This is a genomic window from Bacillus sp. mrc49, from assembly GCF_002803435.1.
The window spans coordinates 1-15,248 of sequence record NZ_PHNG01000770.1 but is presented as its reverse complement, the minus strand read 5'-3'; the positions used below and the strand labels follow the sequence as shown (position 1 = coordinate 15,248).

General features: G+C 44.3%; 14 protein-coding genes. 4 read left to right on the top strand and 10 right to left on the bottom strand.

Annotated features, from left to right (window positions below):
- Positions 1–1,318, top strand: a 1,318-nt coding sequence (locus CVN76_RS23725; RefSeq protein WP_157805777.1) for an MmgE/PrpD family protein, incomplete at its 5' end; no start/stop codon positions are given.
- 223 nt (positions 1,319–1,541) lie between these two features.
- On the opposite strand, the gene gltD is transcribed toward CVN76_RS23725, so the two are convergent.
- Both gltD and gltB read right to left on the bottom strand, forming a co-directional pair.
- A complete protein-coding gene (gene gltD, locus CVN76_RS23720) occupies positions 1,542–3,023 on the bottom strand; it encodes a glutamate synthase small subunit (protein ID WP_100533283.1) in 1,482 nt (493 codons plus the stop codon).
- Between the two features lie 16 nt (positions 3,024–3,039).
- A complete protein-coding gene (gene gltB / locus CVN76_RS23715) occupies positions 3,040–7,584 on the bottom strand; it encodes a glutamate synthase large subunit (protein ID WP_100533282.1) in 4,545 nt (1,514 codons plus the stop codon).
- 134 nt (positions 7,585–7,718) lie between these two features.
- Between gltB and CVN76_RS23710 the strand changes: the two genes are divergently transcribed.
- From CVN76_RS23710 to CVN76_RS23695, 3 genes are all read left to right on the top strand, one after another.
- A complete protein-coding gene (locus CVN76_RS23710; RefSeq protein WP_100533281.1) occupies positions 7,719–8,621 on the top strand; it encodes a LysR family transcriptional regulator in 903 nt (300 codons plus the stop codon).
- A gap of 137 nt (positions 8,622–8,758) precedes the next feature.
- On the top strand, positions 8,759–9,253 hold the full coding sequence (locus CVN76_RS23705; RefSeq protein ID WP_100533280.1) for a spore coat protein: 495 nt from the start codon (positions 8,759–8,761) through the stop codon (positions 9,251–9,253).
- A gap of 585 nt (positions 9,254–9,838) precedes the next feature.
- Positions 9,839–10,447, top strand: a complete 609-nt coding sequence (locus CVN76_RS23695; RefSeq protein WP_100533278.1) for a hypothetical protein — start codon at positions 9,839–9,841, stop codon at positions 10,445–10,447.
- Between the two features lie 236 nt (positions 10,448–10,683).
- On the opposite strand, the gene CVN76_RS23690 is transcribed toward CVN76_RS23695, so the two are convergent.
- The 8 genes from CVN76_RS23690 to CVN76_RS23655 all read right to left on the bottom strand — a co-directional run bounded on the left by CVN76_RS23690 (position 10,684) and on the right by CVN76_RS23655 (position 14,861).
- Positions 10,684–10,863 (bottom strand): hypothetical protein, encoded by a 180-nt coding sequence (locus tag CVN76_RS23690; RefSeq protein ID WP_100533277.1) that lies wholly within the window; start codon positions 10,861–10,863, stop codon positions 10,684–10,686.
- A 323-nt stretch (positions 10,864–11,186) separates the two neighbouring features.
- The gene (locus CVN76_RS23685) at positions 11,187–11,723 is read right to left on the bottom strand and encodes a GNAT family N-acetyltransferase (protein WP_100533276.1); all 537 of its coding nucleotides are present in this window, start codon (positions 11,721–11,723) and stop codon (positions 11,187–11,189) included.
- 191 nt (positions 11,724–11,914) lie between these two features.
- Entirely contained in the window at positions 11,915–12,562 is a 648-nt protein-coding gene (locus tag CVN76_RS23680; RefSeq protein ID WP_100533275.1) for a hypothetical protein, read from the bottom strand.
- On the bottom strand, positions 12,549–13,190 hold the full coding sequence (locus CVN76_RS23675) for an ATP-binding cassette domain-containing protein (protein ID WP_100533274.1): 642 nt from the start codon (positions 13,188–13,190) through the stop codon (positions 12,549–12,551). The genes CVN76_RS23680 and CVN76_RS23675 overlap by 14 nt, the downstream gene beginning before the upstream one ends.
- A gap of 11 nt (positions 13,191–13,201) precedes the next feature.
- The gene (locus CVN76_RS23670; RefSeq protein ID WP_100533273.1) at positions 13,202–13,534 is read right to left on the bottom strand and encodes a DUF2705 family protein; all 333 of its coding nucleotides are present in this window, start codon (positions 13,532–13,534) and stop codon (positions 13,202–13,204) included.
- Positions 13,531–13,767 carry a hypothetical protein gene (locus CVN76_RS32480; RefSeq protein ID WP_100533272.1) on the bottom strand — a complete coding sequence of 79 codons (237 nt, stop codon included), beginning with the start codon at positions 13,765–13,767 and terminating at the stop codon, positions 13,531–13,533. The genes CVN76_RS23670 and CVN76_RS32480 overlap by 4 nt, the downstream gene beginning before the upstream one ends.
- Before the next feature lie 145 nt (positions 13,768–13,912).
- Entirely contained in the window at positions 13,913–14,644 is a 732-nt protein-coding gene (locus CVN76_RS23660) for a WxPxxD family membrane protein (protein ID WP_100533271.1), read from the bottom strand.
- Complete coding sequence (locus CVN76_RS23655; RefSeq protein ID WP_100530416.1) at positions 14,634–14,861, bottom strand: hypothetical protein; 228 nt, start codon at positions 14,859–14,861, stop codon at positions 14,634–14,636. The genes CVN76_RS23660 and CVN76_RS23655 overlap by 11 nt, the downstream gene beginning before the upstream one ends.
- Positions 14,862–15,248: the final 387 nt, after the last annotated feature.

Here is a 15,248-nt window from a genome sequence, read left to right as displayed (position 1 = left end):
ATCTGAAGCGGTGTATCACTCCAATCCATTGGACAAAGAAATTGTCATACAATCTGCCATTGAAGGAATTCTTGATTATCTCGCTGTTTCCTATCAAACAAAATCTGAAAAAGAAATGATGATTTTAAAACAAATCATACTGGAAGAAGGAGGAAACGCGACGGGTTACTTGATTGGCAGCCACCTACATGCAACAAGGTCACAAGCGGCACTATTTAATGGCCTTCAAGCTCATTTACTGGATTATGATGATGTACATTCAGATGTTCGAGGTCATCCGAGCGCTGTTATTTTATCTGCTTTATTTGCGGTTGGGGAACGGGAAATGCATGGGAAACGGTTTTTAGCTTCCTATGTGATTGGTGTCGAAATCATGGCTCGCCTCGGCGAAGCCATGAACCCTTATCATTATACAAAAGGGTGGCATAGTACAGCTACACTTGGCGTGATAGCAGCAGCTGGGGCGGTTGCTTATTTACGGGAATATTCACCACGCTTAATAGCTGAAACAATGAGTCTAGCCGCTACTCAATCAGCGGGTCTGCGACTCCAATTTGGCACGGTGATAAAACCGCTCCATGTAGGGATTGCCGCTAAAAACGCAGTGGATTCCGCTGATTGGGTCCGCATGGGATTACATAGCAACCCCGACTTTTTAAATGGTTTCTTTGAGGTATATGCAGAAAAAGGTGTTCGCGATTTTACGGAGAATTGGGGAAAGACATGGCGGATCGTAACTCCAGGATTATGGTTTAAACAATATCCATTTTGTTCTGCTGCGGCACATGGCGTCGATGCCGCTACCTTTTTACATCGGACATACGGTTTGTCCGATGAAGATATCGAATCGGTGCAGGTCAGCTTTCCTCCCAACGGTGATGCAGCATTAATACACCATAACCCTGAGACTGGTGAAGAAGGAAGATTTTCAATAGAGTATATCGTATGGCTTGCCCTTACAGGCAAGCCCCTATCATTTGCCTCTTTTGGAACCAACCCCATCCCCTCTTCATGGAGAGCATCCTTTCAAAAAGTAAATAGAATCATTGATTCAACGATCGAGCCAAACAAAGAGGCACTCCCTAAGGGACGGTTCACAATCGTGACCGTGACTACAACAAGCGGGATGGCCCTATCGAAACGAATCGATACACCTAAAGGAAGTCCTGCAAACCCTCTAACAAAATTGCAATTAAATGAAAAATTGCTTCAAGCCATAGGCGGAGATGAAGTACGATCAGCGAAAATAATTAAAGCTGTCCACTCTCTCACTGCCAGCACACTTGGCCATTTTCAAGAAGCTGATTACAGAAGCTAATGTTGTTCACAAGGCGAACAGGAATCTTATCCTGTTCGCCTTGTGAACGTATACCGAAAACCTAAACCTAATATCCGTCTCCTTATTTTGCGAGTTTCCGCTTTTTTCAGCCAATTTTCCGATCCATCCTCCAATTCGGCTGCTTTACTCGCCAATTCCGATCATATTCGCCCGCAGGAAAAAGCAAAAGAAGCACCATAACCATTATGGTGCTTCTTTATATTCAGGGCAGGACGGAGGCGCCCATCAGGTAGCGGTCGACTTCACGTGCTGCTTCACGGCCTTCATTGATTGCCCAAACGATGAGACTTTGGCCTCTTCTTGCATCTCCGGCAGCGAATACGCCTTCGACATTCGTTTTGTAATTGCCGTAGACGGCGTCTATTTTTTGATTGACCGTTTCTACGCCGAATTGGGTCAATAGCGGTTGTTCCGTTCCTTCGAATCCGATTGCGATGAATACGAATTGTGCCGGCCATACTTTTTCCGTTCCCGGGATTTCCTTGAAAATGTAGATTCCATCTTCGTCTTTGATTTTTTCCATGGAGATGGTATGAAGTTCTTTAACGTTTCCATTTTCATCGGCTACGATTTTCGTTGTTTGGATTGAATATTGACGCGGGTCTGCTCCAAATTTCGCTTCCGCTTCTTCATAGGCATATTCAAGTGAAAAGACATTAGGATAAGCCGGCCACATATTATCGGAGGTACGGTTTGCCGGCAAGATCGGATGCTTCCCGAATTGGACGACGCTTCTGCATTCTTGGCGAAGGGCAGTTGCGACACAGTCAGCTCCTGTATCTCCTCCGCCGATGACGATGACATCCTTACCCTTTGTATCTAAAAATTGACCGTCTTCAAAATTGGAGTCGAGCAGGCTTTTGGTCGACGTCGTCAAGTAATCCATTGCAAGGTGAATGCCAGCAGCCCTGCGGCCTTCGATTTCCAGGTCCCGTTGTTTTTGGGCACCTGTGCAGAGGATGACCGCATCATATTGCTCCTGCAGTTCCTCGGCTGAAATATCTTTTCCGACTTCTGTGTTCGTGACGAAATCGATGCCTTCCTGCGTCAATAATTTGATTCGGCGGGCAACGACATCTTTTTCCAGCTTCATGTTCGGGATGCCGTATGTCAAAAGGCCGCCTGCACGGTCAGCACGTTCGTAAACGGTGACGGAATGACCGGCTTGATTCAACTGATCGGCGCTCGCCAATCCTGCCGGGCCGGAACCGATGATGGCAATTTTCTTGCCGGTCCTGCTTTCGGGAATGCGTGGCGTGATCCAGCCATTTTCAAACCCTTTATCGATGATCGTCCGTTCAATGTTTTTAATGGAAACCGCAGGATCACTGATCGCCACCGTACAAGACCCTTCACATGGGGCCGGGCAGACGCGCCCGGTGAATTCAGGGAAATTATTCGTTTTCGATAAACGGTCCAGCGCTTCCTTCCATCTGCCACGGAATACCAAGTCATTCCATTCAGGGATCAGATTATTGATCGGGCAGCCTGTCGTGACACGGTTCAATTCCATGCCCATATGGCAGAATGGGGTAGCGCAGTCCATACACCGCGCTCCCTGTATGCTTAATTTTTCATCAGAGAAAGGAGTTGAATATTCTCTCCAATCGCTTAAACGAGTGAGAGGATTCCGGTCTTTTGGCTTTTCTCGCGGATAATCCATAAATCCTGTTGCTTTTCCCATCTTTCTCTCCCCTTTCTTACAGCATCACTGCTTGTTTCGTGATTTTTTTATCTTGAACGGCATTAGCTTGAAAGGCGCTCATGACCGCTTCTTCATCCGTTAATCCTGCTTGCTTCTGCTCTTCGATGCTTCTCATCATCCGTTTGTAATCCTTAGGAATGACTTTCACGAATTTCTTTGCAAAATCGTCCCAGTTCTCCAGTACATAGGAAGCTTTGGCACTCTCCGTATAATGAAGGTGGCTGTGAATCATTTCTTTAACCTCGCTGGCCTCATCGCCAAGCGTCTCGAACTCGATCATTTCAGCATTGCATAATGCCTTGAATTCCTCTGCATCATCAGCAAGGACATAGGCGATGCCGCCTGACATGCCCGCCGCAAAGTTCTTGCCGACATTGCCCAGGATGACTACACGTCCTCCGGTCATATACTCACAGCCATGGTCACCGATTCCTTCAACGACGACATTGACTCCGCTGTTCCGTACCGCAAAGCGTTCCCCGGCACGTCCATTGATGTACGCCTCACCGCTTGTTGCACCATATAAGGCGATATTCCCGGCAATGACATTGTCCCCGGCCTCGATCTGATTGCCAGCAGGTGCCGAAACAATGATTTTACCGCCGGACAGCCCTTTCCCCACATAATCATTGGCATCGCCTGTCAAATATAACGACATTCCTTTTGGAATGAAGGCGCCGAAGCTTTGGCCCGCAGAGCCGGTAAACCGCAATGTGATCGTATCTTCAGGCAGGCCGATTTCGCCATATCGCTTGGATACTTCACTTCCGACAATCGTCCCGACAACACGGTTCACGTTTGTAATGGGGAAGCTGACATCCACCGGGGCTTGATCAATCAATGCCGGCTGTACCATCGGTAAAATTTTTCGGATATCCAATGCTTCTTCGATTTTATGGTTTTGAGGAAGCTGATACGTACGTATCCCCTCCGGTTGGAAAAGAAGTGTCGTCAAGTCCAGATGCTTCGCTTTCCAATGGTTTTGTGCCCGCTCGCTCACTTGCAAAACATCCGTGCGGCCGACCATCTCCTCCAGTGTTCTAAAACCAAGCTCTGCCATCGTTTCCCGCACTTCCTCAGCGATGAAACGCATGAAATTGACGACATGATCCGGATCTCCAGTGAACTTGCTGCGAAGCTCAGGGTTTTGGGTAGCTACCCCGACTGGGCATGTGTCCAGATGGCACGCACGCATCATGACACAGCCAAGGACTACAAGAGGGGCCGTGGCAAACCCGAATTCTTCCGCTCCAAGGATCGCCGCCATGACCACATCGCGTCCCGTCATCAGCTTTCCATCCGTTTCGAGGACCACCCTGCTGCGCAGTCCATTCAGCATCAAGGTTTGGTGCGCTTCAGCAAGGCCCAGCTCCCAAGGAAGCCCAGTATGTTTAATGCTTGTTTTAGGTGATGCACCCGTGCCGCCATCATAGCCACTAATGACGATGACATCCGCGGCACCTTTGGCAACACCGGCCGCAATCGTGCCGACACCTGCTTTTGACACAAGCTTGACACTGATCCTGGCATCACGATTGGCATTTTTCAAATCGTGAATCAGCTGCGCCAGGTCTTCAATCGAATAAATATCATGATGCGGAGGCGGTGAAATCAAGCCCACACCAGGGGTGGAACCACGTACCTCTGCGACCCAAGGATATACTTTATTCCCTGGAAGCTGGCCGCCTTCACCAGGCTTTGCGCCTTGTGCCATCTTGATTTGGAGCTCGTCGGCATTGATGAGGTAATGACTTTTTACACCGAAACGTCCGGATGCGATCTGCTTGATCCCGCTGCGGCGGTCATCACCGTTTTCATCCAAATGGTAACGGCTTGGATGCTCCCCGCCTTCACCGCTATTGCTTTTTCCGCCGAGACGGTTCATGGCAATCGCCAATGTTTCATGCGCTTCCTGGCTCAAAGAACCGAATGACATCGCGCCCGTTTTAAAACGGGTGACAATCGATTCAACGGATTCCACTTCATCGATGGAAATGCTTTGGCGCTTTTGGTCGAACGAGAATAAATTCCGTAAAAACCCGAGTCTTTCTTCATTCGCCAAGTTTGAATATTGCTTGAATAATTGATAATCGCCTTTGCGGCAAGCCCATTGCAGGGTATGGATCGTTTTCGGATTGAAGGCATGATGTTCGCCCGTTTTTCTCCATTGAAAATCGCTTCCGCTTTCAAGGGTTTGGTCATAGGAGCCAGCAGCAGCTTTTCTATGGCGTATCAACGCTTCATCCGCGATCGTATCCAAATCGATCCCGCTAAGCTGCGAGGCCGTCCCGCTGAAATAGCGTTCGATGACTTCCGCGCCGATTCCGACCGCTTCGAAAATTTGTGCTCCGCGATAGCTTTGGATCGTGGAAATCCCCATTTTCGACATCACTTTTACGATGCCTTCCGTCACCGAGCGTACATACTTCCTTACGGTTTCCTCGTAGCTGACGGTCAGGCTGCCTTCCAATATCGCCTGCTTATACGTTTCATAGGCAAGATACGGGTGAATCGCATCCACGCCATATCCGATCAGTGATGCAAAATGATGGACTTCCCTTGCTTCCCCCGATTCAACGATGATGCTCACTTTCGTACGGTTCCCATGGCGGATAAGCTCCTGATGAAGGGCACTCGCAGCCAATAAGGATGGGATTGCGGCATTTTCCTCGGTCAACCCGTGATCGGATAAGATCAAAAGGCTGATGCCTTCGGAGATCGCCTGCTCCGCTTCACGGCAAATGCGCTCGAGCTCGCTCTCCAAATCTTCTGAAAATAGCGTGTGTATGACCTTGCTTTGAAATTCAGGAAACGCATTCTCTTTTATCTGCTGCATCTGAGCTGGCGTCAATACAGGTGTATCCAATTGAATGCGGCGGCTGTTCGTTTTATCCGGTTTCAGCAAATCCCCTTCCGCTCCAAGGAATGTCATCGTGGACGTGACGATTTGTTCACGAAGCGAATCGATTGGCGGGTTGGTCACCTGTGCGAAGGATTGCTTGAAATAGTTGAATAATGATTGGGGGCGATCGGATAACACCGCTAACGGAATGTCATTCCCCATGCTTCCCAATGGATCTTTGCCCTCGTTGATGATAGGCAATAAATATTTTTGGACATCTTCATAGGTGTATCCGAACGCTTTTTGCCTAAATAGCAAATCACCAATTGGCTGATCCCCTGACACCGATTCTTCGTCGCTTAGTTGTACAAGCTGTTCGTCCAGCCACTGCTGATATGGATTTTCCTGGGCCATCTCGGATTTGATTTCATCATCGGATACAATGCGCCCTTCCTCCAAATCTATTAACAGCATTCTTCCTGGGCTTAAACGATCTTTATATAGTACATTTTCAGGCTCTACATCGATCACGCCGACCTCTGAGGAGAAAATGATGTAATCATCTTTTGTCACATAATACCGTGCCGGCCTAAGACCATTTCGATCCAGGATGGCCCCGATTTGCTTGCCGTTCGTAAAGGAAATGGCGGTTGGACCATCCCACGGCTCCATGAGCATGCTATGATATTCGTAAAATGCCTTCTTCTCTTTCGTCATATGCGGATTCTCCGTCCACGGCTCAGGAATGAGCATCATCGCCGCATGGGCCGGTTTACGCCCCGCAAGCACGAAAAATTCAAGGGCATTATCAAGGATGGAGGAATCACTGCCGTCTATATCCAAAATTGGCAGCACCTTTTGCAGGTCCTCTCCGAATGCTTCCGAAACAAACTGCTGTTCACGCGCCTTCATCCAATTCACATTACCTCTAAGCGTATTGATTTCGCCATTATGGATCAGATAACGGTTTGGATGCGCCCTCTCCCAGCTCGGAAAGGTATTCGTACTGAAGCGGGAATGCACTAAAGCAAAAGCCGAAACAAAAGCTTCCTGTTGAAGGTCAAGATAAAAAGCATCCACCTGCTCCGGTGTCAACAATCCTTTGTAAACGATCGTGGCACTCGAAAGGCTGGCAAAATAAAAACGGTTTCCACGTTCACGCGCCCAGTTTTCCGCTTGCTTTCTTATAATGAACAATTTACGCTCAAACGCTAAATCATCGGATATGGTTTCACTGGCCCCGATGAATACTTGGCGGATCGTCGGACATGTCTCCTTGCCGACTTCCCCGATTTTCCCTGCATCTACAGGAACCGTTCTCCAGCCTAACAGCGTTTGGCCCTCTTGCTCGATAAATTCATTCAAGCGAGCTTCGATTTCATTCCGTTCGTCATCATCGTTTGAGAAAAAGAGCATACCTACACCATAGCGCCCTTTTGCTGGCAAATTCATTTCCGGGCATGCCAGCCTAAAAAATGCATCAGGAATCTGCACCATCAGTCCTGCGCCATCTCCCGTCAGGGGATCACTGCCTTGTCCGCCGCGATGATCCAATTGACACAGCATCTTCAGTCCTTGTTTGACGATGTCATGTGTAGCAAGCCCTTTTAAATGAGCGTATAAACCGATACCACATGCATCATGTTCAAATTCAGGATGGTAGAGCCCTTGTGCTTTTGGTATTTGATTGTATGTCATATTAATCGCCCCCATCGTATTCTTACACCGTTATGTCACTTACATTTTATTCTAGGTTTTCAAATCGATATAAACAATATATAATTCATGTATAATCTATCTCAAATTGAGATGAATGCTCGGGGGATGAATAAATGGAACTACGTCAATTACGTTATTTTGTTGAAGTGGCCGAAAGAGAACATGTCTCTGAGGCCGCGGAGCACCTGCATATCGCACAATCTGCCATCAGCCGGCAAATTTCCAGGCTGGAAGATGAGCTGGGCGTTCTTTTATTTGAAAAAGTCGGCCGAAATATTCAATTAACCCCAATTGGCAAAATATTTATGATCCATGCGAAAACGGCGATAAAGGCGATTGAATATGCTAAAGACCAAATTGAAGAATTTTTGGATCCTGAACACGGAACCATTAAAATCGGGTTCCCATCAAGCCTCTCGACCCATTTGCTGCCTACCGTCATTTCCGCCTTTAAGGATGAACAGCCCAATATCGCGTTCCACTTAAGGCAAGGGTCATACTCCGCCCTGAAGGAAGCTGTCAAGAACCGTGAAATCGGATTAGCCTTTCTCGGCCCGATTCCGACGAACGACCCTGATATCGAAGGCCATATCTTATTCACCGAAAATATTTCTGCATTACTGCCGATCACGCATCCACTCGCTGAACGGAAAAGCCTGCGTCTAAGTGATTTAAGAAATGATCCATTCGTCTTATACCCAAAAGGATACATCCTTCATAGCATCGCGATCGAAGCATGCAAGGCCGCGGGCTTTACACCGAACATTGCCTCGGAAGGTGAAGACATGGATTCGATAAAGGGTCTTGTATCGGCCGGAATCGGCGTCAGCCTGCTGCCTGACAGCACCTTTTATGAAGTCATTCCCAGACTGACCGTCAAGATTCCGATCGATACGCCGGAAGTCAAACGGACTGTCGGCATCATCACGCCGAAAAACAGGGACTTGGCCCCTTCCGAGAAGGTTTTTTACCAATTCGCCAAAAAGTTCTTCTCTGTTCTCGAGCAATATCAATGATCACGTCTTTTAGTCAACAAGTCCCTCCTGTAACGGGGCGGTGCTCATTCCGGATGTCCAACGGTTACCCGAGACAACTTCCCAATCGCCCACTGTTTGAATAACGTATCAAGATTATTTGTTCAGGAGGAATTTGCATGACACCCAATCATTCACATCTTGCATGGCATGAAACGCTTGAACTTCATGAACTGGTCGCTTCCCAGTCCAATGCCCTTATGAAATTGAAAAAAGCCTACCCGGAAATAACAGACCCCATTCTAAAAACGATATTCAAGCAAATGATCGAGACACTTTCCCAGAACATCATCGATTTGCTCCAATTTTACCCGCTGACCCCTAAGTTGAGCAGCACCGATGCGGCATTAAGAGACGATGCATCCGCCACAGCCGCAGGGGATTTGCTTGGACTTGCGAAATCTTTGATCAAAAATTATGCAGGGGCCATCACGGAAACGGCAACCCCCTCCTTGCGAAAAGTTTTCACGAAGCACTTAAATGCAGCCATCGATAACCATGCGAAAATCTTCAACTACTTATATGAACGGAATCTTTACCCTGCTTATGACTTAAACCAATTGCTCCAAAATGACGTCGACTCAGCCAACAATGCCCTTTCCCAGCCATACTAAATGCAAAAAGAAGGCACAGCATCAGGAATGCTTGCCTTCTTTTTGCTTAGGGATAAGTGGGGCGGTTTTCGTATAAATTGCGCTTTCCGCGCGCAATTGGAGGGGGCGTTTCTCGGCTATTTCTTGCGTTACTCGCCAATTTCGTGCTTTTACTCGCGAGTTTGGGCTTTGCATCGGATTTGAGGACGGTTCTCGGATAAATTGCGCTTTCCACACGCGATTGGGAGGGCCGATTCTCGGATATTTCTTGCGTTACTCGTGAGTTTATCCACTTTACTCGCGAATTCGGCACTTTTACTCGCAAGTTTAACGACTTTACTCGTCAATTTCGTGCTTTTATTCGCGAGTTTGGGCTTTGCATCGGATTTGAGGCCGATTTTCGTATAAATTGCGTTTTCCACACGCAATTGGGATTCTCTCCAGCTACAATGTAGGCAATCGGGATGTCGGGAATGGAAACGGAAGGCGCGAGAGTCTGAGTGGAAAGGAACGTTCATTGTACAAATCAGGACGTTTTCTTTTAATCCTATTGCTAATGTTATAATATATAAGAATTGGATTTAATTAGAATTTCAGACTTCGGAGGTGAACAACATTAAGAAAATCCTTTTATCGCTCGCCTTATGCCTAGTCTCCTTAACTCTCGTTGCATGCAAGGAGGATCAGCCAAAAGCGGACAATACTCTTTCCGTCCCTAAGCTGACAGCAAGGGAGCAGGCCATACTCGCCAATACAAGTGAAAATGCCATGCTTATCGATTTCAATGTTGATGATACATACAAGGAATTGTCTGTCTGGGTCGAAAAATATGAAGCTGGTAAACTTGTCGAAGCTGAAAAAGGCCGCCTGACGGCAGAGATTGAAAAGAATGGGACAATCATATTTACAACATCAAAAACGGATGACGAACAAAATCTTTCCATGTTCAATATCACGATTCAAAACGGCGGCGGCACAAGTACAGCCACTTTCCCTGAAAAAATCGAAAAGAAGGCTGCCAGCGTATCGGGCAGTATAGATAAAATTGACCTGAAAAATACGAGCAAGCCTGTATTTGCGAGCATTGGTTATTCAAGCAATCATGATGGCATGAGTTCTCTTTCCACTGATTTTTATCATGATATGGATAGCCATATTGACGCATTAAAAGCATATGATGTCATCTATCTTTTGAGGAGTGAATTTACAAAATAGCTGCCGATGAAATCCCGGCCGAAAAAAGCAGCCATCGCTTGGATGGCTGCTGCTCTTCCTTGGCTCCCCTGTTACGGTATCTTCTGTTTTTCTTTTCCCATCCAGATTAAGGTTTTCAATGCTCGCCTGACTTACCAGTATTTTGATGGTAACCGGGGCACTTCTCGATTCGGTACAGATTGTCGTGACCGACTTGCCGTTCTCCATGGTTCCTTCCAATGTAACTCCAGATCGCATCACAATAAAGCACTCGCCGTGAAATTCCCTTTCGAGAGGAGAACGGTCCCTCGGTTTCCGTTTGCTCCATTCCTTTGATATTTTGAAACGCTTAGAATCGCACTATTAACAGCAGCTCTCACTGATGACGATGTAGAGTTCGGTGCTAACGTTAACGTTGCCATGGCTTTTTCTTGCATAGTCCTTCTCTCCTCTCATTTTTTCCGTTACCAGCTATATTACTAGAAAAGAGGTGATGGGAAGTTTCATAATTAAAACGCGAAAGACCCAATCTGACATTATGAAAATGAACATGCATGCTTTAAGATCGAAGAGGCGACATTGCGGGGGTAGATGTTCATGTTAATGAAGAAACAGCTTAAAGGAAAAAGGAGTCATCTGTTCCATGTTGGTTGGTTACACTAATTTAATTTTTGCTCCTGAAAACACAAAGGAGATACTACTATTTGTCGTAGTATCACCTTATAAAATTCTCGGATCATGCAGCTGTAACCCCAATCCCCTATCTTTTAATCAGTCCACGCCATTCGTTTTCTAGAACACCCATTTCAATCAAATTCCAGTATTCATCACCATTTTTACGAGCATCCCTTAAAAATCCTTCTCTAACAAATCCAGCGTTTTCATAACAACGAATCGCAGATGTATTAAAATCAAAAACACCTAAGGTTACTTTATGTAGTTTTAGTTCTTCAAAAGCAATTGTCAAAATGGCTTTCATCATTTCAAAACCAATCCCTTTTCCTCTTACTTCCGGTGAACCGACCAATACCTTTCCTACTCTCGCTGATCTATGAACTCGGTCGACTTTCCCTAAAGAAATGTGTCCAATCACTTTCTGTAAGTCTTGGTCTATTACTTTGTAAATATATGTATCAGAATCTTCTTTGTTCGCTTGTTCAAGGTATTTTTCTAGTTGCTCTTCCGTTAACGGATATTGGAATGCAGGACCACCCCATTGCAATGCAAATTCAGCTGAAGGTATCCAGTTTATTAATTGTTCTATATCTGAACGCTCGAAATATTGTAGATCAATCATCATCCATCCTCCTTTTATTTGAACGGAAATTCTTACCCTTATTGTACATGTATTGGAATTAGCAAGCACCCTATTTAATTTAAAATGGGATCGGCCTTCGCTTTTTAACAACTCATTACTCGTGAACAACTAAAATGCAGTAAGGGACCCAATTAGGGTCCCTTACCTTGTAGATTATATTGACCAGTGCACTACTCGTTTTCCTGCTCATTTACCTCCAATATCAAATCACCTGCATTTGAGATATAGCCATCTTTTCCCCTTTTATCAAAATAGACGTTATAGCCCTTTTTCAGGTTAAGCACGATTGGCTTTTTCACTTTTTTACCGATTTCCCATTGAATCGTTTGCAAACTTTCGGTTTGCGTTTCATCTTTTATATCGACAAACACTCGGATTTTATCGCTTGTTCTTGCTAGTACATAATTCCCCGCCGGGATTTCCGTACCGACCACATAATATCCAGGATCTTTCATGATGATTTGTTGATTTTTTTTCACGACTTTTTTAAATTCTGAAGGCTTGAAATCAAATTTCCCGTTAATTGACATTTTCGAATTCCCATAAAAAGGTATTGCATGTATAACAGCATTTTTGTGCATTTTATCGCCAAAAAACTCCGCTTCACTATCGAGGGCTTTAATGTCATAATAGCCCGGATCGATATCCTTCCCGACGATGATGTTTTGTGACTCCAACACCTTATAGGAAGCTGTGTTATTTTCCGTATTTCTATGATCGGCACTCATCTCTGATGGAACAATGTGCACTTTATAAATAAGGAATCCGCTTATTGATACGAGTAAAGATAACGCGGCTATGGTTTTATTTAGAGTCAAGGACGATTCCTCCATTATCCATCTTTATATATTCATCGGCTAAATCTTCCAGGTCTTGTTTATAATGGCTTGTCAACAGAATGAGTGCGCCGCGCTCTTTTTCTTCCTTCAAAATCCTATAGACTAGCGTAACACCTTCTTCGTCAATCGCATTGGTGGGTTCATCCAATAACAAGATGTCCGGTTTTTCAAATATCGCTTGAGCGACACTTAGACGCTGCTTCATTCCTAACGAAAATTTTCCTACCTTCATTTTTGATTCCGGATCAAGGCCGACTCTTTTTATATTCACTTTAATATCTTCATCCGTGGCGATGTTCCTGATTTTCGCTAAAATTTTCAGATTTGTATAAGCGTCATATTGGTGCAGCAGCGAAGTGTTTTCAATAATGACGCTAATATTGGCAGGAAAGGAAATATCCCTATGAAGAATTTTTTCGTCTATGGCAATTTCTCCTGAGCTTGGCATGATTAATCCTGCCATCGCTCTAAGCAGCATCGTTTTACCGGAGCCATTCCTTCCATACAAACCATAAATGTTCCCACTGTTAAACTCATAATTGATATCATGCAAAAGTGTTTTCTTCCTTATCTTCTTATGTAAAGAGTTAATTCGTATTGTCGTCATTGTGCACCTCGTTAAATTAAATCGATTTTCTTTAATCGTCCATATCTTAAAACAGTTAAAATGAGCGTCATTACGGTTAGTACAATATAAGCATGTACTGCTGATATTCCGCCCCTTTCAAGGACATCACTTCTTACATACATCCCGAAATTGGGAACAAAAAAATAGAGTAACCACGTCAGCTTTTGCGCAGATAAAAGAACTCCGCCCAAAGTGACCGAAACAAGCAGATAAACATTCGTCAGCAATAAAGCTACTTCCTCCGTAACATGCAGTTCGAGTGACATTTGGATGAAAATCAAGACAAAATTGGACATCAAATAAAGACCTGTTATCCAAATCAATGAATGGACTTCATCATAAAAAAAGCCTGTTCCTCATTAGTTATAAAAGCGAATACGATCGAAAAAAGAAATCGAATGAAAGATAACCCAAATATAAGGATCATTAAGCTCCCGATTCTACTAAATCCAAGCTTCACCCTGCTTTTTTCCCTGATCATCAGGTAGACCCCATAACCGGAAATATATTGCCGCAAATAACCCATCGACCAAAAACTCAATCCAGAAAAAAACATATACCATTTCCCAATACAACAAACTTATTACTGACCGGAACTCCGCTAACGATCATATAGCCCGTAAGATCGGCTTTAGAGCCATCGAAATAATCAAATAAAAATCTGCAACAACATGACGCTCAACATCGTTAAGAAGATTCGTTTAGTCATCAGAAGCACCTAGCGTGAAATCTTTTTTCTCGATCGCAAATAGCCCGAGTAAAACCATCAAGAGAGATAGAAAAAATTCTTTTCCAATCATGATTAGCGAATAATATCCTGTAATGCCGCTGCTTAACAATGGATCGATAACATTTGCGGAGCTGGCAGGGCCCCAAGCCAAATTCAGTTGACTCTTCATCACATATAAGAGGAAACAAATACAAAAGGTCGCTCCCATCGCAATGATTGTATTGGAATAATCAAAAATGAAATAATAAAGCAGGCCAATCGTGAAATAAATGCTCGTCAATAATGCTAGATTAAGAAGTGATAGTTTCCATAAATCAGAAGATATAAAAAGAAATCTATCGAATAAGAAAACAGCTGCGAAATGAATCCATAAAATGATGAACGCAAAGATAAACGAACTGATAAAAACTTGGATGGTCCTTCTCCGATACATATCTATTCTTGATGTTAAGCGAACGATAATATGCGGATGTTCATCTTCAATAAAAAAACGATAAAATAATAACAAAGGAATCATATATGTGATCAGTAAATTTTTAACCGAGAGGTAGCCTTCTACACTTCCACTTATATCAATGATCAACGGATACGATGGGTCCAGCAGCTTGATTTTTAAATAATGAATATTATAGGTCATCCATAAACATCCAAATAACAGAACAAGCAGCAGTGATACATATACTTTTTTTTGCTTAGACTTCATCACTTTTCACCTTATACAGAAACCCGACCGCGATGATCGCTAAAAAAAGGATCGTCGCTCTTAAGAAAATAAAAACGAAAGCTCCAAAGGTCACTTCATTAAAAGGCTGGATGATCATGGCCTTGTTATTTTCATTTCCAGCCTCAACTGATAGTGTTCCTAACCCAATCGAGCAAGCTAAAATAGTCCCTAATACTATTACTCTTACTTTTTTCATGTTATTTCCTCCTGGTATGAAATAAGTGCATTTTCTTGGCGCTTGCCATTGTAGTCACTGCAACAATTTTTTGATGTTTTTTCATCCATGTTCTTTCTCTCATCTCCTTTGATCCAGTAAAGATTCATCATACTGGAAAAGAGAGTATATGAAGTTCCAATATTAAAACGGGAAATACCATATTTGAAATTTCACTCCATGCTCATAGCATCGCTGATGGAACGGAGCCTCCCTTTTTTCCCACAACAAAAAGGCCGTTTAACATATTCGTTAAACGGCCTTCGCGTTTTGCTATTTGGATTTTTTCACTGTTACTTTTGTTGCTTTTCCTGTATTGCCTGCTTTGTCTTTTGCTGAGACATATAACACGGATCCTGCTTTTTGCTT

Excerpts from the sequence above, each read along its gene's own strand:
- gltD (WP_100533283.1), bottom strand. The coding sequence starts at position 3,023 with ATGGGAAAAGCAACAGGATTTATGGATTATCCGCGAGAAAAGCCAAAA.
- gltB (WP_100533282.1), bottom strand. The coding sequence starts at position 7,584 with ATGACATACAATCAAATACCAAAAGCACAAGGGCTCTACCATCCTGAA.
- CVN76_RS23710 (WP_100533281.1), top strand. The coding sequence starts at position 7,719 with ATGGAACTACGTCAATTACGTTATTTTGTTGAAGTGGCCGAAAGAGAA.
- CVN76_RS23705 (WP_100533280.1), top strand. The coding sequence starts at position 8,759 with ATGACACCCAATCATTCACATCTTGCATGGCATGAAACGCTTGAACTT.
- CVN76_RS23690 (WP_100533277.1), bottom strand. The coding sequence starts at position 10,863 with ATGCAAGAAAAAGCCATGGCAACGTTAACGTTAGCACCGAACTCTACA.
- CVN76_RS23685 (WP_100533276.1), bottom strand. The coding sequence starts at position 11,723 with ATGATTGATCTACAATATTTCGAGCGTTCAGATATAGAACAATTAATA.
- CVN76_RS23675 (WP_100533274.1), bottom strand. The coding sequence starts at position 13,190 with ATGACGACAATACGAATTAACTCTTTACATAAGAAGATAAGGAAGAAA.
- CVN76_RS32480 (WP_100533272.1), bottom strand. The coding sequence starts at position 13,767 with ATGTTTTTTTCTGGATTGAGTTTTTGGTCGATGGGTTATTTGCGGCAA.
- CVN76_RS23660 (WP_100533271.1), bottom strand. The coding sequence starts at position 14,644 with ATGAAGTCTAAGCAAAAAAAAGTATATGTATCACTGCTGCTTGTTCTG.
- CVN76_RS23655 (WP_100530416.1), bottom strand. The coding sequence starts at position 14,861 with ATGAAAAAAGTAAGAGTAATAGTATTAGGGACTATTTTAGCTTGCTCG.